At 71.5% G+C, this 15,107-nt stretch carries 13 protein-coding genes; 7 read left to right on the top strand and 6 right to left on the bottom strand.

What is annotated here, in order from left to right:
* Positions 1–88: 88 nt before the first annotated feature.
* Positions 89–304, bottom strand: a complete 216-nt coding sequence (locus tag FGF04_RS23415; protein ID WP_149513248.1) for an I78 family peptidase inhibitor — start codon at positions 302–304, stop codon at positions 89–91.
* A gap of 414 nt (positions 305–718) precedes the next feature.
* On the opposite strand from FGF04_RS23415, the gene ctaD (FGF04_RS23410) reads away from it, so the two are divergent.
* On the top strand, positions 719–2,449 hold the full coding sequence (gene ctaD / locus FGF04_RS23410) for an aa3-type cytochrome oxidase subunit I (RefSeq protein ID WP_149513247.1): 1,731 nt from the start codon (positions 719–721) through the stop codon (positions 2,447–2,449).
* Here the strand turns inward: ctaD (FGF04_RS23410) and FGF04_RS23405 are convergent.
* The 5 genes from FGF04_RS23405 to FGF04_RS23385 all read right to left on the bottom strand — a co-directional run bounded on the left by FGF04_RS23405 (position 2,358) and on the right by FGF04_RS23385 (position 7,492).
* On the bottom strand, positions 2,358–3,368 hold the full coding sequence (locus FGF04_RS23405) for a helix-turn-helix transcriptional regulator (protein WP_149513246.1): 1,011 nt from the start codon (positions 3,366–3,368) through the stop codon (positions 2,358–2,360). The genes ctaD (FGF04_RS23410) and FGF04_RS23405 overlap by 92 nt on opposite strands.
* A gap of 60 nt (positions 3,369–3,428) precedes the next feature.
* Positions 3,429–4,268, bottom strand: coding sequence for a hypothetical protein (locus tag FGF04_RS23400; RefSeq protein ID WP_149513245.1), 840 nt, complete (start codon positions 4,266–4,268; stop codon positions 3,429–3,431).
* The gene (locus FGF04_RS23395) at positions 4,265–5,533 is read right to left on the bottom strand and encodes a glycosyltransferase family 4 protein (protein ID WP_149513244.1); all 1,269 of its coding nucleotides are present in this window, start codon (positions 5,531–5,533) and stop codon (positions 4,265–4,267) included. Before FGF04_RS23395 ends, FGF04_RS23400 begins: the two co-directional genes overlap by 4 nt.
* A gap of 143 nt (positions 5,534–5,676) precedes the next feature.
* Positions 5,677–6,975, bottom strand: a complete 1,299-nt coding sequence (locus FGF04_RS23390) for an ABC transporter substrate-binding protein (protein WP_149513243.1) — start codon at positions 6,973–6,975, stop codon at positions 5,677–5,679.
* Positions 6,950–7,492: a hypothetical protein gene (locus FGF04_RS23385; protein WP_149513242.1), complete on the bottom strand. Its 543-nt coding sequence runs from the start codon at positions 7,490–7,492 to the stop codon at positions 6,950–6,952. The genes FGF04_RS23390 and FGF04_RS23385 overlap by 26 nt, the downstream gene beginning before the upstream one ends.
* A 156-nt stretch (positions 7,493–7,648) precedes the next feature.
* On the opposite strand from FGF04_RS23385, the gene FGF04_RS23380 reads away from it, so the two are divergent.
* From FGF04_RS23380 to FGF04_RS23355, 6 genes are all read left to right on the top strand, one after another.
* Positions 7,649–8,149 carry a hypothetical protein gene (locus FGF04_RS23380; RefSeq protein WP_149513241.1) on the top strand — a complete coding sequence of 167 codons (501 nt, stop codon included), beginning with the start codon at positions 7,649–7,651 and terminating at the stop codon, positions 8,147–8,149.
* A gap of 14 nt (positions 8,150–8,163) precedes the next feature.
* Positions 8,164–10,323, top strand: a complete 2,160-nt coding sequence (locus FGF04_RS23375; protein ID WP_235882449.1) for an ABC transporter permease — start codon at positions 8,164–8,166, stop codon at positions 10,321–10,323.
* A 267-nt stretch (positions 10,324–10,590) separates the two neighbouring features.
* Positions 10,591–11,526, top strand: a complete 936-nt coding sequence (gene ctaC / locus FGF04_RS23370) for an aa3-type cytochrome oxidase subunit II (protein ID WP_149513797.1) — start codon at positions 10,591–10,593, stop codon at positions 11,524–11,526.
* Positions 11,523–13,259: an aa3-type cytochrome oxidase subunit I gene (gene ctaD / locus FGF04_RS23365; protein WP_149513240.1), complete on the top strand. Its 1,737-nt coding sequence runs from the start codon at positions 11,523–11,525 to the stop codon at positions 13,257–13,259. Before ctaC ends, ctaD (FGF04_RS23365) begins: the two co-directional genes overlap by 4 nt.
* Complete coding sequence (locus FGF04_RS23360) at positions 13,256–13,654, top strand: cytochrome c oxidase subunit 4 (protein ID WP_149513239.1); 399 nt, start codon at positions 13,256–13,258, stop codon at positions 13,652–13,654. Before ctaD (FGF04_RS23365) ends, FGF04_RS23360 begins: the two co-directional genes overlap by 4 nt.
* Positions 13,655–13,781: 127 nt before the next feature.
* Positions 13,782–15,080, top strand: coding sequence for a L,D-transpeptidase (locus FGF04_RS23355; RefSeq protein ID WP_149513238.1), 1,299 nt, complete (start codon positions 13,782–13,784; stop codon positions 15,078–15,080).
* Positions 15,081–15,107: the final 27 nt, after the last annotated feature.

The following is a 15,107-nucleotide window of genomic DNA, read 5'->3' as shown; positions in this document are numbered from 1 at the left end:
CTGCGGGCCGGTGGGGGCTTGTCGCGCAGTTCCCCGCGCCCCTAAAGAGGGCGACCCGCAGGGAATCCTCGCCGAGCAAGCGGCAGCGTCACCCCTTCCAGCTGCGCGTCACCCGGCCCTCCGTGACCTCGAAGTTCAGCCGTCCCGCCAGGTACTCCATCGTGATGATCGCGCCCGGCGGCAGCGTCCGTACGGTGGACCAGCCACGCTCGCGGGCCTGCCGCTCGGCGTCGCCCGCCGCCAGCCCGACGTACGCGTCCGGAGTGTCGGAGGGCTCTGCGGAGGGAGTGGGAATCGGTGCCATGCCGCCACGTTAGGCGCCGCGCCCCGGCCGGGGAACCCCGGCCCCGCCACCATCAGTCACCGGTGCCCCTGCGGTCACGCTTCTGTCACAGGACAACGACACCCGTTCCGCCCGAACTCCGTCACACGAATGGGCGGTTCGGCAGGCGCCACGGACCCCCTCGAACGTAATTCGGGAGCACCCGGCGCTATCTCCCGCACGGCCCGGAATACCCGTCGGCAAAACGGCGGCGCGGGCCCCGCGGCCGCGCCTTTCCATTCCGATTCCGCGCCGCCGCAGGGAAGTTGACCGGCCACAGGAAATACACGTTTCAAGCACAGAACCCGCGTACGCCCCCTGTCGCGGCACGGTGCCCCGCGAGCATCATGGCGTCATCTTCAGCAGTCCCGGGGCGCGACGAGCGAGGGGGCAGGGATGGGGACCGACACCGCGCACGCGGCGGTAGCGCCGGCACCGGTGAAGCGGCCGGGACGGCTGGTCGTGGACTGGCTGACCACGACCGACCACAAGAAGATCGGCCACCTGTACCTGATCACGTCGTTCGCGTTCTTCCTGGTCGGCGGCGTGATGGCGCTGCTGATGCGGGCCGAGCTGGCGCGGCCGGGCACGCAGATCATGGACAACAACCAGTTCAACCAGCTGTTCACGATGCACGGCACGATCATGCTGCTGCTCTTCGCGACGCCCACCTTCGCCGGTTTCGCCAACGAGATCATGCCGCTGCAGATCGGCGCCCCGGACGTCGCCTTCCCGCGGCTGAACATGCTGTCCTACTGGCTGTTCCTGTTCGGCGGGCTGATCGTGCTGGGGTCCCTGCTGGTGCCCGAGGGCCCGGCGAACTTCGGGTGGTTCGCGTACGCGCCGCTGAACAGCATGGAACGCTCGCCGGGCATCGGCGCCGACCTGTGGATCATGGGCCTGGCGCTGGCCGGCTTCGGCACGATCCTCGGCGCGGTGAACTTCCTGACGACCATCATCGGGATGCGCGCCCCCGGCATGACGATGTTCCGGATGCCGATCTTCACGTGGAACACGCTGTTCACGTCGATCCTGATCCTGATGGCGTTCCCGGTGCTCGCCGCGGCGCTCCTGGTGCTCGAGGCGGACCGGCGCTTCGGCTCGCAGGTCTTCGCCTCGGCCAACGGCGGGGCGCTGCTGTGGCAGCACCTCTTCTGGTTCTTCGGGCATCCCGAGGTCTACATCATCGCGCTGCCGTTCTTCGGGATCATCACGGAGATCATCCCGGTCTTCAGCAGGAAGCCGATCTTCGGGTACCTGACGCTGGTCGGCGCCACCATGAGCATCACGGGCCTGTCCGTGGTCGTCTGGGCGCACCACATGTTCGCGACGGGCGCGGTGCTGCTGCCGTTCTTCTCGTTCGTGTCGTTCCTGATCGCGGTGCCGACGGGCGTGAAGTTCTTCAACTGGACCGGGACGATGCTGAAGGGCTCGCTGTCCTTCGAGACCCCGATGCTCTGGGCGACGGGCTTCCTGGTGTCGTTCCTGTTCGGCGGTCTGACCGGTGTGATCCTGGCCTCGCCGCCGCTGGACTTCCACGTCACGGACACCTACTTCGTGGTGGCGCACTTCCACTACGTGGTATTCGGCACCGTCGTCTTCGCGACCTTCGGCGGCTTCTACTTCTGGTGGCCGAAGTTCACCGGCAAGATGCTCGACGAGCGGCTCGGCAAGCTGCACTTCTGGACGCTGTTCGTCGGCTTCCACACCACGTTCCTGGTGCAGCACTGGCTGGGCGCGGAGGGCATGCCGCGCCGCTACGCGGACTACCTCGCGGCGGACGGGTTCACGGCGCTCAACACCCTGTCGACGATCGGCGCGTTCCTGCTGGGCATGTCGACGCTGCCGTTCCTCTACAACGTCTGGAAGACGTCCAGGTACGGGACGAAGGTCGACGCCGACGACCCCTGGGGCTTCGGCCGCTCGCTGGAGTGGGCGACCTCGTGCCCGCCGCCGCGGCACAACTTCACCACGCTGCCGCGCATCCGCTCCGAGTCGCCCGCCTTCGACCTGCACCACCCGCGGTTCGCGGCGATCACACCGCCCCAGACCCGTTCGGGGCAGGAGGAGAGCCCGCAGATCCGCTTCGGTCAAGAGCGTCCGTCAACCGGTCCCGAGCAGTACTGATCGCGTCGATCAGCTCGACGGGCTCCAGCACCTCGAAGGGCAGGCCCAGCAGCATCACGTGGATCACCATCACGTCCAGGCTCGCGGCGCCGGTGCGCAGGAGGCAGCTGTCCGGGCCCTCGGCCTCCAGCGTCCCGGAGGACGGCGGGACGTGCCCGGCGGCCTCCGCCAGGGGCACGTGGAGGCGGACCACGGCGTGCGTGGTGTACGCGCGTGTGGAGACCCCTTCGGCAACGTACGCGGCGAGGTCCCCGGCAGGTGACTCGCGCGGCGTGAAGCGCGACCCGTGCGGCGGCCGGGGCGTGATCCGGTCCACCCGGAAGGTCCGCCAGTCGTCGCGGTCGACGTCCCAGGCGACCAGGTACCAGCGGTGCTCGGTGCACACCAGCCGGTGCGGTTCCACGGTGCGGCGGGGCGCCGCACCGTCGTGGCCGCGGTAGTCGAGGCGCAGCCGCTCGGAGTCGCGGCAGGCGGCGGCCAGTTCGGTGAGGACGGCCGGGTCGACGGCGGAGGGCCGGGGGCCGCGCAGCAGGGGCACGGTGAAGGCGTTCAGGGCGCTGACCCGGCGGCGCAGCCGGTGCGGCAGCACCTGTTCGAGCTTGGCGAGGGCCCGTACGGAGGACTCGCCGATGCCCTCGATGCCCTGTCCCGCGGCGGTGCGCAGCCCGACGGCGACGGCGACCGCCTCGTCGTCGTCCAGGAGTAGCGGGGGCAGTTCGGCGCCCGCGCCCAGCTGGTAGCCGCCGCCCGTGCCGGGGCTGGCGTTCACCGGGTAGCCGAGCTCGCGCAGCCGGTCCACGTCGCGGCGGATCGTGCGCGGAGTGACGCCGAGGCGGTCGGCCAGGGCGGGTCCTGACCACTCGCGGTGCGCCTGGAGCAGTGACAGGAGGCGCAGGAGCCGCGCCGAGGTCTCCATCATGACCGGAGTCTCCCAGGGCTTGCGGACAAAAGCTGTCCGCAAGCCCATCGGGCGCTGTCCCTAGGGAGTGGTGACCTTCACCGAGAGGTCGTTGTCACCGGTGTAGTACGGGGTCGCCGTCGCCGGGCCCGCCGGTGTCTCCAAGGTGATCCTCGGGTACGTGTAGACGGGCTTCTTGTCGGCGATGTCGTCGAGCAGCCGTGCGATCCGCACCCGCGGGCCGCCCTCCCCCGCCGGGCGCAGCCACAGGTCCCAGACCCCCTCGGACAGCGCGGTGCAGTCCACGGTGAAGCCGAACGCCGTCCGGTCCCGGTGGACCTCGGCCCGCAGCACCGCCGTCCCCTTGCGCAGGGTCAGCTCGGCGTACGCGTCCGGGGCGAGCGCGGTCCCGTAAACCTGGCCCCGGACGTCCAGCGCGTCCTGCCCGATGTGCAGTTCGCCGGCCTCCGCGTGCGGTGCGCGCAGCCAGCTGCGGACGGAGAGGTTGCCGTGCTTGGTCGCGTACGGGATGCGGACGGCGACGTGTCCGCGGGCTCCGTCCGGTGCCCGGTCGACCAGTGAACGCAGGTCGTTGAGGCCGGGCGCGAGGCGTTCCGGTGGACCGTCCGCGGTCTGCGCGAAGGCGTCCCAGCGGCCCTCGGGGAGGTCGACGCCGCCGGGCAGCGCGGCGCGCAGCCGGCCGTCGGCGGCCGGGACGAGCGGCAGCCGGACCTCCTGGAGGCCGTCGCGGCGCCGCAGCACGAGGTGGGCCCTGCCTGCTGCCGCCTCGCCGGTCCCGTCCGGCTGCGGCAGGTCGAAGGTGAGGCCGCCCGCGGAGTCGGCGACGCAGTCGGCGCGCGGGGCTGCGGCCGCGTCCTCCCCGGTGGGCCGGGGCGCGGCCTGCGGTGCGAGGGTCGTCATGCGGAACGCTCCTTGCCGAAGACGGTCAGTCCGGCGTCGCGGACGGCGTAGGCGCCGCCGAGCAGCGCTCCTCTGGTGCGGTGCAGCGAGCCGCGCACGCGGCCGATCCCCGAGGCGCCGCCGCGTGCGACGAGGCCGCTGAAGACGCTCTCGTAGCGCTCGGCGATCCGTGCCGGGTCGAAGCGCTCGGCGTCCTTGAGGGCCGCGTCCGCCATCTTCCGGCGCAGCGCGTCGTCGTTGATGAGTTCGAGCAGTCCGCCGGCGATGGCCCGGACGTCGCCGACCGGCACGAGGCGGCCGTCGACACCGTTGTCGATGATCTCCCCCGGGCCGTGCGGGCAGTCGGTGGAGACGACGGGCAGGCCGCAGCGCATGGCCTCGACGATGGTCATGCCGAAGGACTCCATGCTGGAGGTGACGGCGGCGATGGAGCCCTTGGCCCACTCCGGCTCGATGGGATGGGCCGGTCCCATCAGTAACACGTGGTTGTAGAGGCCGAGTTCGTCGATGACCTGGCGCAGCCTGTCCTTCTGCTTCCCGCTGCCGTAGATCCGCAGGCGCCAGTCGGGCCGCTGGGCGCGCACCAGGTCGAAGGCCCTGATCAGCAGGTCGTACCGCTTGACCGGGGCGAGCCGGCCGGCCGCCACGACCCACTTGGCGGAGCCGTCCGCGGGCTCCACGGCGGGCGCGGGCACCGAGTTGGGCACGGCCTCCACGCGCACGCCGGGCAGCCGCATCTTCCTGCGGTACGCGGCGGCGTCCGCCTCGGTGGTGGTGGTGACCGCGTCGAGCCGGGGGTAGGCGGCGCGCAGCTGCGTGCGCAGCGCCACGGAGTGGCTGTCGAGGGTCAGGTGCTCCTGGCCGACGCGGGCCGGACCGCGCCTGGTGTCACGGGCCAGGTGGACGTTGAGTCCGGGGCGGGTGCCGACCACGACGTCGGCGTCGACCGTCGAGAGGTGCTCCGCGATACGGCGGTCGGTCAGGGCGCTGTACTGGTCGTGGCGGAGTTCTCCCTTCGGGAAGACGCGGGCCGGTTTCAGATGTTCGGGGTCGTCGCCCTCGTATCCGGGACCGTTCCTGCGCAGGTCGACGAGGTGGCGCAGGCGTACCCGCGGGTTCCGGGCGAAGACCGGTTCGTCGCGGTGGCGCAGGACGGAGACGATCTCGACGTCGTGCTGCTCGGCCAGGGTGTTCGCAAGGTTGTACGTCGTCCGGATCGTCCCGCCGATTCCGTAGGCGTTGTGTATAAGGAAGGAAATCTGCATGCGTCCCCGTATCTCCGGCTCATCCAGCTACCAGAGGGTTAGACCGGGGTGCGGGTGTGATGGTTGGGTCCCCTTATCACTCCGTTCCCGAACAGTTGCACCATCGGTAACCCGATGGGGGAACCTTTTGCCGTCCGTGCACATCAGGGGTCGTAGGGCAGTTGGGGGACGTCCTGGCACGCGCGGTCCATGTCCCCCTGGCTCACCCATCCGCGGTCGTCCTCCCAGCGGGCCACCGACAGGCACGTCCGGCGCGTCCGCGGCGGCTCGGGCAGCCGCTCGAACCGCACCGGCAGCAGCAGGCCCCGCGCGGTGTACGGCTCCCCCGTGGCCATGAACCGGTCGACGCACGCGCGCGTGACGCCCGTTCCCGCGCAGGAGCGGGCCGCGTCCGTGAACCACATCGCGGCGGCCCAGCCCTCCAGCTGCCACTGCGAGTGGGTCCTCAGGGACTTCGTGCCGTCCCGGAACTCCCGTACGGCCCCGTGACCCACGTCCTCGTAGTTACGGCTGGCCCCGGTGGCCCACAGGGCGTTGCGGCAGCGCGGCGCGTCCGCGTAGTCCTCACGGACGGTGGACGTCCAGTTCTGCACGTTGGTGACCTTGGCGAGGACCTCGGCGCCCACGTCGTCCATCGCCTCGCACAGCCGCGCGTTGCCGTGGCCGTCGATGGCGTCGAAGACCAGGTCGGCGCCCCGCTCCTTCAGATCGGCCGCCGCGGCGCGGAAGTTGGGCAGCGCGAAGTCGACCTGCTCGGTGACCACCTCGTACCCCTCGGCCTTCAGGCCGCGGACCACGAGCCGGGCGTACGCCGCCGACGCGGACTGGTTGTAGGAGACGACGGCCGCCGTGCGGGCGCCGTGCTCGCGCTTGAACCAGCGGTAGACCTCGGTGCCGCCGTACAGCTTGCCGTCCCAGCCGGGCTTCCCGTTCCGCGGGGCGAGGCTGCCGTAGATCCCGTAGAGGTGCGGATAGGTGTCGTAGGCCGCGCCGATGGGCTGCCCGCCGATGTCGGGCACGCGCGCGCGTGCCACCCGGGGGGCGCCCGCGTAGTCGAGGGCGGTCGTCGCGACGAGGGCCACCACCCGGTCCTCGTCGACGAGCCGGTGCACGCACTCGTTGTTGCCGACGCCGCTGCCGCCGTCGTCGCAGGTACGGACCTCGACCTTGCGCCCGTCGACGCCGCCGCGCGCGTTCAGCGCGTCGAAGTAGGCCTTCGCCCCGTCGCGCGGGCCGGTGAAGGCGTCACCGCCGACCGGGCTCGTGGCGCTGGTGACGATGCCCACCCGGATCGGCTCCGTGCCGCGCGCGGCGGGCGTCCGCCCCGCCCGGTCCCCGAAGTCGCTCTCCGGCAGCCGGCTGCCGCAGGCCGTGCCCAGCAGGAGCAGCAGGACCGACAGGCCTACGGCGGCGGCCTCAGCAGCCCGGGCCCGGCGACGCATTGCCGCTCAGACCGACCAGGCCGCACAGCGTCTTGACGGACACCTTCCAGGTGCCGTCCTGCTCGACGGAGGTCCCGGCGGCGTCCGGCATGACCGTGGCGCCCTTCAGGGTCAGCGTGTACGTGACGTCCGCACCGGTCGGCGACGTGAAGGCGACCTCGCCGACCCTCGCCTCGACCTGTCCGCCGCGCTCGTCGCCGCTGAAGCTCCTCAGCACCTGGCCCATCGCGTCGCCGTTCTCCAGGACGGCCTGCTTCTCCTTCGTGGGGACAGCGGGGTCGAAGAACTTCTTCCAGTTCTCCTTGATCTCCGTCTCGGCCGCCGCCGGATCGTCCGGGGCGCTCGCGCTCGGCGCCGGGGCGCTCGTCGAGGGCCGCTGCGCGGAGGGCGAGGGCGGATCCGTGTCGTCACCGCCGCTGTCGTCACCGCAGGCCGTGAGCGCGAGGGCGAGGACGAGGACCGCCGCCGCCACCGGCCCCCGGCCGGTCCCGTGCCTGACATCGCTCCCGAGAACCATCTGGCTCACCACCGGGTGTCGGTCCGGGCCCGCACGCGCCCGGAGCTTTCGGGGACAGCTTGCAGAAGGCATAGTGCAAGTCCATCGGCGGACTGGGAAGACAACCGCGCACATACGGTCCGCCCCCTGTGGCCGGACCCCTCATGTGGAGCCCCCATGCGGACTGCTCGACTGCGACAGGCGCGTCCCGTGCTCTGGGCCGGGTGGGCGGCGCTCGCCGCGGGCGCGGTGCTGTGCGTCCTGGGCTGGTACGGGATCTCCGGCGAGCGGTACGCGGAACGGCAGCTGCCGTACCTCGCCTCCTGCACGGTGCCCGGCGCGGCCCTGATCGTGGCCGGCGCGATCCTCCTCACCCACGGCAGGACCGCCCTCGCGGGCTCCCGCGTCGAGGAGCTGTACGCGCTCCTGGTGGCGGCCGGACCCGACGGTACCGACGGGGACGAGGAGGCGGCGGCCGCGCCCGTGGCCGTCAGCGGGGACCTGCGGATGGTGCCGGGCGGCACCCTGTGGCACCGCGCGGACTGCCCGCTCGTCGCGGGCAGGCCCGAGGCCCTGCCCGTCGACTCGCGGGTGCTGGCCGGCGGGGACCTGGGCCCCTGCCCGATCTGCGGACCCGACGCCCCGGACGGGCCGCCGCCGTCCGGGACGGCCGGCTGACGGCGCCGGCGCCGATGGCGTCGCTGACGTACGACCTCACGCTCGCCGGGCTCTCCGTGGGCAGCGCCGCCGCGCTCACCGGGATCGGCCTGGTCGTCACGTACCGGGCCACCGGCGTGCTCAACTTCGCGCACGGCGCGATCGCGATGGTCTGCGCCCAGCTGCTGCGCCAGCTCACCGTCGAGTGGCACTGGCCGCTCGCGCTCGCCGCCCCGCTGACGCTCCTGGTGGTGGCCCCGGCGATCGGCATGGCGCTGGAACGGTACGTCTTCCGGCCGCTGTCGGTCCTGGGCGGCGACCCGGCGCAGACCCTCGTCGCGTCCGTCGGCGTGTTCGTCCTGCTCGTCGGCGGGGCGGTGCTCGTGTGGGGTCCCGGCGCGCGCCCGGACGCGCCGGTGCTCGTCGCCCCGGACCCCTGGGGCCAGCTGGCGGTGACCCTCCTGCTGGCCGCAGGCGTGGGCGCGGTGATCCACCGGACCCGCTTCGGCCGGGAGCTGCGGGCCGTCGTCGACGACCGCGGGCTCGCCGCGCTGAGCGGCGTCGACGCGGACCGGGTGGCCGCGGCCGGCTGGGCGTTCGGCTCGTTCACCGCCGGTCTGACGGGGGTGCTGCTGGCCCCGTACGTACGCCTGGACCCGTACGGCATGCCGCTGCTGGTGATGGAGGTGGTGGCGGTCGCGGTGGCCGCCCGGATGCGCAGCCTGCCGGTGGCAGTGACGGTGGCCCTGGGGCTCGGGATCGCCCAGAGCCAGCTGACCCGGCTGCACCCGGCGGGCCGGCTGGAGCCGCTCGTGCAGGCCGTGGGCGCGAACCTCTTCGTCGTCGCCCTGCTGGTCGCCGCCCTGGTCCTGCCGGGGATCGGCCACCGGGACGCGCTCCCGCGCACGGCGACGGCGCGCGTGCCGACCCCGCCCGGCGCGTGGATCGTCATGGTGGTCCTCTTCCTCCTGCCCCTGGGCTTCGCGGGCCCGGACCTGCACACGTCCGTCCAGGTACCGGCCCTGGCGGTCGTCCTCCTCTCCCTGATGGTCGTGACCGGCCGCGGCGGCCAGATCTCGCTGGGCCAGGCCGCGTACGCCGGTCTGGGCGCCCTCTTCACCGCGCTGCTCGCGGCGGGCCGCTTCCCCGGCCTGCCCGCACTCCCGGAGGCGGCCGCCCTGCCGGTGGCCGTGCTGCTGGTGGCCCCGCTGGGGCTGCTGACCGGCTGGCCCGCCATCGGCCGCCACGGTCTGACCCTCGCCCTGGCGACCTTCGCGGTGGGCGTCGGCGTCAGCCGCTTCGTCTTCACCCAGCCGTACGCGACCTCGGGCCTCGCCCTGGAGCGGCCGGCCGGCTTCGAGGGCGACCGCGCCTACTACGCGCTCGAACTGGTCCTGCTCGCGGGCGCGCTGACGGCCGCCCACGCGCTGCGGCGGGGCCGCACCGGCCGGGCCCTGGCCGCGATGCGGGACCACGAGGCGGGCGCGTCGGCGGCGGGCGTGCGCGTCCCCGCGCTCAAGCTGACCGCCTTCGTGGCGGGCGCCGCCCTGGCCGCGCTGGGCGGCGGGATGCTCGGCATGGGGGTGCGCGCCTTCGACCCGGCGGCGTACGACCCGGTCCGCGGGCTGCTGTGGTTCGCCGCGATCGTGGTGCTCGGCGCCGACAGCGTCCTGGGCGCGCTGCTCGCGGCGGCGCTCCTGGTCGGCCTGGACGCGGGCACCAGGGGCGGGGTCGCGGCGGCGGTCGTCGGCCTCCTCGCGGTCCTGGTGGGCCGCTTCCCCGGCGGCCCGTACGAGGCCCTGCGGCGGGCGGCCGAACGGCTGCGCTCCCGCCGGGAACCGGCGCTGACGCCGCTGGGCGCCGCCGTACGCCGCCGGCTGCGGCCTCCTCCGGCACGGGGCACCGGCCCCTCTCGCGCCCCGGCCGCGAAGCCGTCCCCCGCCGCCCCGGACACCCACCGCTTCCACACCGGCGGACGACCGCTGGTACGACGCCCGGTACCACCGGCCGGGCCGGGCCCGGTGGGGTCGTCGGGTGGCTGCGGGCCGGTGGGGGCTGATCGCGCAGTTCCCCGCGCCCCTGGGTCTTCAGGGGCGCGGGGAACTGCGCGGGTGACCCCCACCGGGCCGCACCCGCCCACGGTCCGCGCCACCCGAGCCCGCCCGCGCCGCGGGCACCCCGGGGACGCCCCATGAATGGGGCGTCACATACGTGCCGGAGCCGCCGATTCCACCCCTTCGGGGTGAGTGGCGGCGCGTTGGGGACCCTCCCCGCGCGACCCCAAAAAGCGTCCAGTAGGGTTTGGTCCGCATAAACATCCAAACCCCTGCCCGACGCAGGGCGGCGACCTACCAGCGAGAAGGCCGCAGCCGACCGCGCGGGCGAGACTCTCGGGAAGGCGCTACGTGAGTCCCTACGGCTCCGACCTCCCCCACGCCCTGGAGGGCGCGGGCGGTACCCCCATGCCGCGGCGCCCGATGCGGCGGAAGCTGCTGCAGGCACTGACTGCGGGCCTGGTCCTGGCGACCGCCACCGGTTGCACCTACGAGGACTTCCCCCGCCTTGGTATGCCCACCCCGACCACCGAAGAGGCTCCCCGGATCCTCTCCCTGTGGCAGGGCTCGTGGGCCGCAGCACTTGCCACGGGCGTGCTGGTCTGGGGCCTGATCCTGTGGAGCGCGTTCTTCCACCGGCGCAGCCGCACCAAGGTCGAGGTTCCTCCGCAGACCCGGTACAACATGCCCATCGAGGCGCTGTACACCGTGGTCCCCCTCATCATCGTCTCCGTGCTCTTCTACTTCACGGCACGCGACGAGTCGAAGCTCCTCAGCCTCGACAAGAAGCCGGACGTCACGGTCAACGTCGTCGGCTTCCAGTGGAGCTGGGGCTTCAACTACATCGAGAACGTCGACGGCGCGACGGGCGACGCGAAGACGGACAAGAACCTCGGTGCGATCCCGGAGCGGTTCAAGAAGGACTTCCCGGCGAACGCCGGCGGGGTCTACGACGTCGGCACGCCCGGTACGAGGAATCAGCAGACCGGCAACCCCGGTCCGACCCTCTGGCTCCCCAAGGGCAAGACGGTGCGCTTCGTGCTCACCTCGCGTGACGTCATCCACTCCTTCTGGGTGGTGCCGTTCCTCATGAAGCAGGACGTCATCCCGGGTCACACCAACTCGTTCCAGGTGACGCCCAACAAGGAGGGCACCTTCCTGGGCAAGTGCGCCGAGCTCTGCGGCGTCGACCACTCCCGGATGCTCTTCAACGTGAAGGTCGTCTCTCCCGAGCGCTACGAGGCCCACCTCAAGGAGCTCGCCGAGAAGGGCCAGACCGGTTACGTCCCGGCCGGTATCGAGCAGACGGAACACGAGAAGGAACGGGAGACGAACGTACTGTGAGCATCCTCAACGAACCCCAGGGTGCCGCTGAGACGACCGAGCACTACCAGAACGAGGTGCCCGTCCGGCGCAAGCAGCCGGGCAACGTCGTGATCAAGTGGCTCACCACCACGGACCACAAGACGATCGGCACGCTGTACCTGGTCACGTCGTTCGCGTTCTTCTGCATCGGCGGCGTCATGGCGCTGCTCATGCGCGCCGAGCTGGCTCGTCCCGGCACGCAGATCATGTCGAACGAGCAGTTCAACCAGGCGTTCACGATGCACGGCACGATCATGCTGCTGATGTTCGCCACCCCGCTGTTCGCGGGCTTCACGAACTGGATCATGCCGCTGCAGATCGGCGCGCCCGACGTGGCGTTCCCGCGGCTGAACATGTTCGCCTACTGGCTGTACCTGTTCGGCTCGCTGATCGCGGTGGGCGGCTTCCTCACCCCCCAGGGCGCGGCCGACTTCGGCTGGTTCGCCTACAGCCCGCTCTCGGACGCGGTGCGCTCGCCGGGCATCGGCGCCGACATGTGGATCATGGGTCTGGCGTTCTCCGGCTTCGGCACCATCCTGGGCGCGGTCAACTTCATCACCACCATCATCTGCATGCGCGCCCCGGGCATGACGATGTTCCGCATGCCGATCTTCGTGTGGAACGTGCTGCTGACCGCGGTGCTGGTGCTGCTGGCCTTCCCCGTGCTGGCCGCTGCCCTGTTCGCGCTGGAGGCGGACCGCAAGTTCGGCGCCCACATCTTCGACGCCTCCAACGGTGGCGCCTTGTTGTGGCAACACCTGTTCTGGTTCTTCGGGCATCCAGAGGTGTACATCATCGCGCTGCCGTTCTTCGGCATCATCAGTGAGGTCATCCCGGTCTTCTCCCGCAAGCCGATGTTCGGCTACATGGGCCTGATCGGCGCGACCATCGCCATCGCGGGCCTGTCCGTGACGGTGTGGGCGCACCACATGTACGTCACCGGCGGAGTACTGCTGCCGTTCTTCTCCTTCATGACCTTCCTCATCGCGGTACCGACGGGTGTGAAGTTCTTCAACTGGATCGGCACCATGTGGAAGGGGTCCTTGAGTTTCGAGACCCCGATGCTGTGGGCCACCGGCTTCCTGATCACCTTCACCTTCGGTGGTCTGACCGGTGTCATCCTGGCCTCGCCGCCGATGGACTTCCACGTCTCGGACTCGTACTTCGTGGTGGCCCACTTCCACTACGTGGTGTTCGGCACGGTGGTGTTCGCGATGTTCTCCGGCTTCCACTTCTGGTGGCCGAAGTTCACCGGCAAGATGCTCGACGAACGCCTCGGGAAGATCACCTTCTGGACGCTGTTCACCGGCTTCCACGGCACCTTCCTCGTCCAGCACTGGCTGGGTGCCGAGGGCATGCCGCGCCGGTACGCGGACTACCTCGCGGCCGACGGCTTCACCGCGCTGAACACGATCTCGACGATCAGCTCGTTCGTCCTCGGACTGTCGATCCTGCCCTTCTTCTACAACGTGTGGAAGACGGCCAAGTACGGCAAGAAGATCGAGGTCGACGACCCGTGGGGCTACGGCCGTTCGCTGGAGTGGGCGACGTCCTGCCCGCCGCCGCGGCACAACTTCATCACCCTGCCGCGGATCCGTTCCGAATCCCCGGCCTTCGACCTGCACCACCCGGAGATCGCCGCTCTCGACCAGCTTGAGAACGCCGGTCACGGTGAGAAGGCGCTCGCCGGCGGCAAGGAGGCAGCCAAGTGAAGATCCAGGGCAAGATGTTCATCTGGCTCGCCGTCTTCATCCTCGTCATGGCGATCGTCTACGGCGTGTGGTCGAAGGAGCCGGCCGGCACCACGGCGCTCTTCCTGGGCTTCGGCCTGAGCGTCATGATCGGCTACTACCTGTGGTTCACGGCCCGGCGGGTCGACACGGGCGCGCAGGACAACAAGGAGGCCGACGTCGCGGACGACGCCGGCGAGGTGGGCTTCTTCAGCCCGCACAGCTGGCAGCCGCTCGCCCTCGGCATCGGTGGCGCCTTCGCCTTCATGGGCGTCGTCTTCGGCTGGTGGCTGCTCTACTTCTCGGCCCCGATCATCCTGGTCGGCCTGTGGGGCTGGGTCTTCGAGTACTACCGCGGAGAGAACCAGAACCAGTAACACGCGCTCGGCGCACGGAAGCCCGGACACCCCCAGGGGGTCCGGGCTTCCCCCTTTTGCCCTGCGCCCGTCCCCCGCACGGCCCAATGGGCGCGCCGTGCCCGGCCGCCGTTCCTAGGCTCGGGACATGAGCCACTCAGTTTCCTCCCGGGGCGCCGGCGGCGGTACGGCGCGCCCGCGGCACCGTACCGCCGCCGGCTGCACGGCGCTGGTGGTCGCCCTGGGGGCGGGCGCCACGGCCTGCGGCTCCGACGGCCACCCGCTCTCGGCCGACCCCTACGATGCCACGCGGGACATCTCCTTCAGCGCGGCCGTCGGCGAGGGGAAGAAGACCGACCCGGACAAGCCCCTGGAGATCACCGCGAAGGACTCCGGCGGCCGCATCACCGACGTGACCGCCACGGACGCCTCAGGACGGTACGTCGCGGGCGAACTGTCGGCCGACGGACGCAGGTGGCACAGCACCTCACCGCTCGCGGCAGGCGCCCGCTACACGGTCCGGGTCAGCACCGAGAACAAGGACGGCGCGCCCGGCCGCAGGACCGTCGACCTGGAGACCAGCACCCCCCGGACCAAGAAGCGGCTCGACGTGGTGTTCGGCCCCGACAAGGGCCGGTACGGGGTCGGCCAGCCCGTCACCGCCGAGCTCAGCGCCCCGGTCAGGGACAAAGCGGCGCGCGCCGTCGTCGAACGGGCCCTCAAGGTCCGCTCCACGCCCGCGGTCCAGGGCGCCTGGCACTGGGTGGACGACAAGAAGCTGCACTACCGCCCCAAGGAGTACTGGCCCGCCCACGCCACCGTCCGGGCGTCCAGCAACCTCGCGGGCATCAGGGTCGCGGAGCGGCTCTGGGGCGGCACCGCCAAGCCCCTGAAGCTCACCACGGGCGACCGCATGGAGGCGGTGACGGACGCCGCGGCGCACTCGATGACGGTCTACCGCAACGGCGAGGCGATCAGGACCATCCCCGTCACCACCGGGAAGCCGGGCTTCGACACGCGCAACGGCGTCAAGGTGGTCCTGGGCAAGGAGTACTTCGTACGGATGCGCGGGACCAGCATCGGCATCGCCGAGGGCAGCGCGGACTCCTACGACCTGCCCGTGTACTACGCGACCAGGGTCACCTGGAGCGGCGAGTACGTGCACGCCGCGCCCTGGTCCGCCGGCTCGCAGGGGGCCGCCAACGTGAGCCACGGCTGCACCGGCATGAGTACGGCCAACGCCGAGTGGTTCTTCGACACCTTCCGCGCCGGCGACATCGTCAAGGTCGTCAACTCGTACGGCGACATGATGGACCCGTTCGGCAACGGCTTCGGGGACTGGAACCTCACCTGGAAGAACTGGCGCAAGGGCAGCGCCCTGACCCCCGACACCCCGAACGACACACCCCCGGAGGACCGCTCCCGTCTGACCCCGGAGCCCGCGTAGAGGCCCGCAGGGCCCTACGCGGAGGGG

Origin of the sequence: Streptomyces apricus (genome assembly GCF_008369065.1) — a bacterium.
Lineage (GTDB): Bacteria > Actinomycetota > Actinomycetes > Streptomycetales > Streptomycetaceae > Streptomyces > Streptomyces apricus.
Note: the sequence above shows the minus strand (reverse complement) of the source record. Positions and strands in the feature narration are given on the sequence as shown.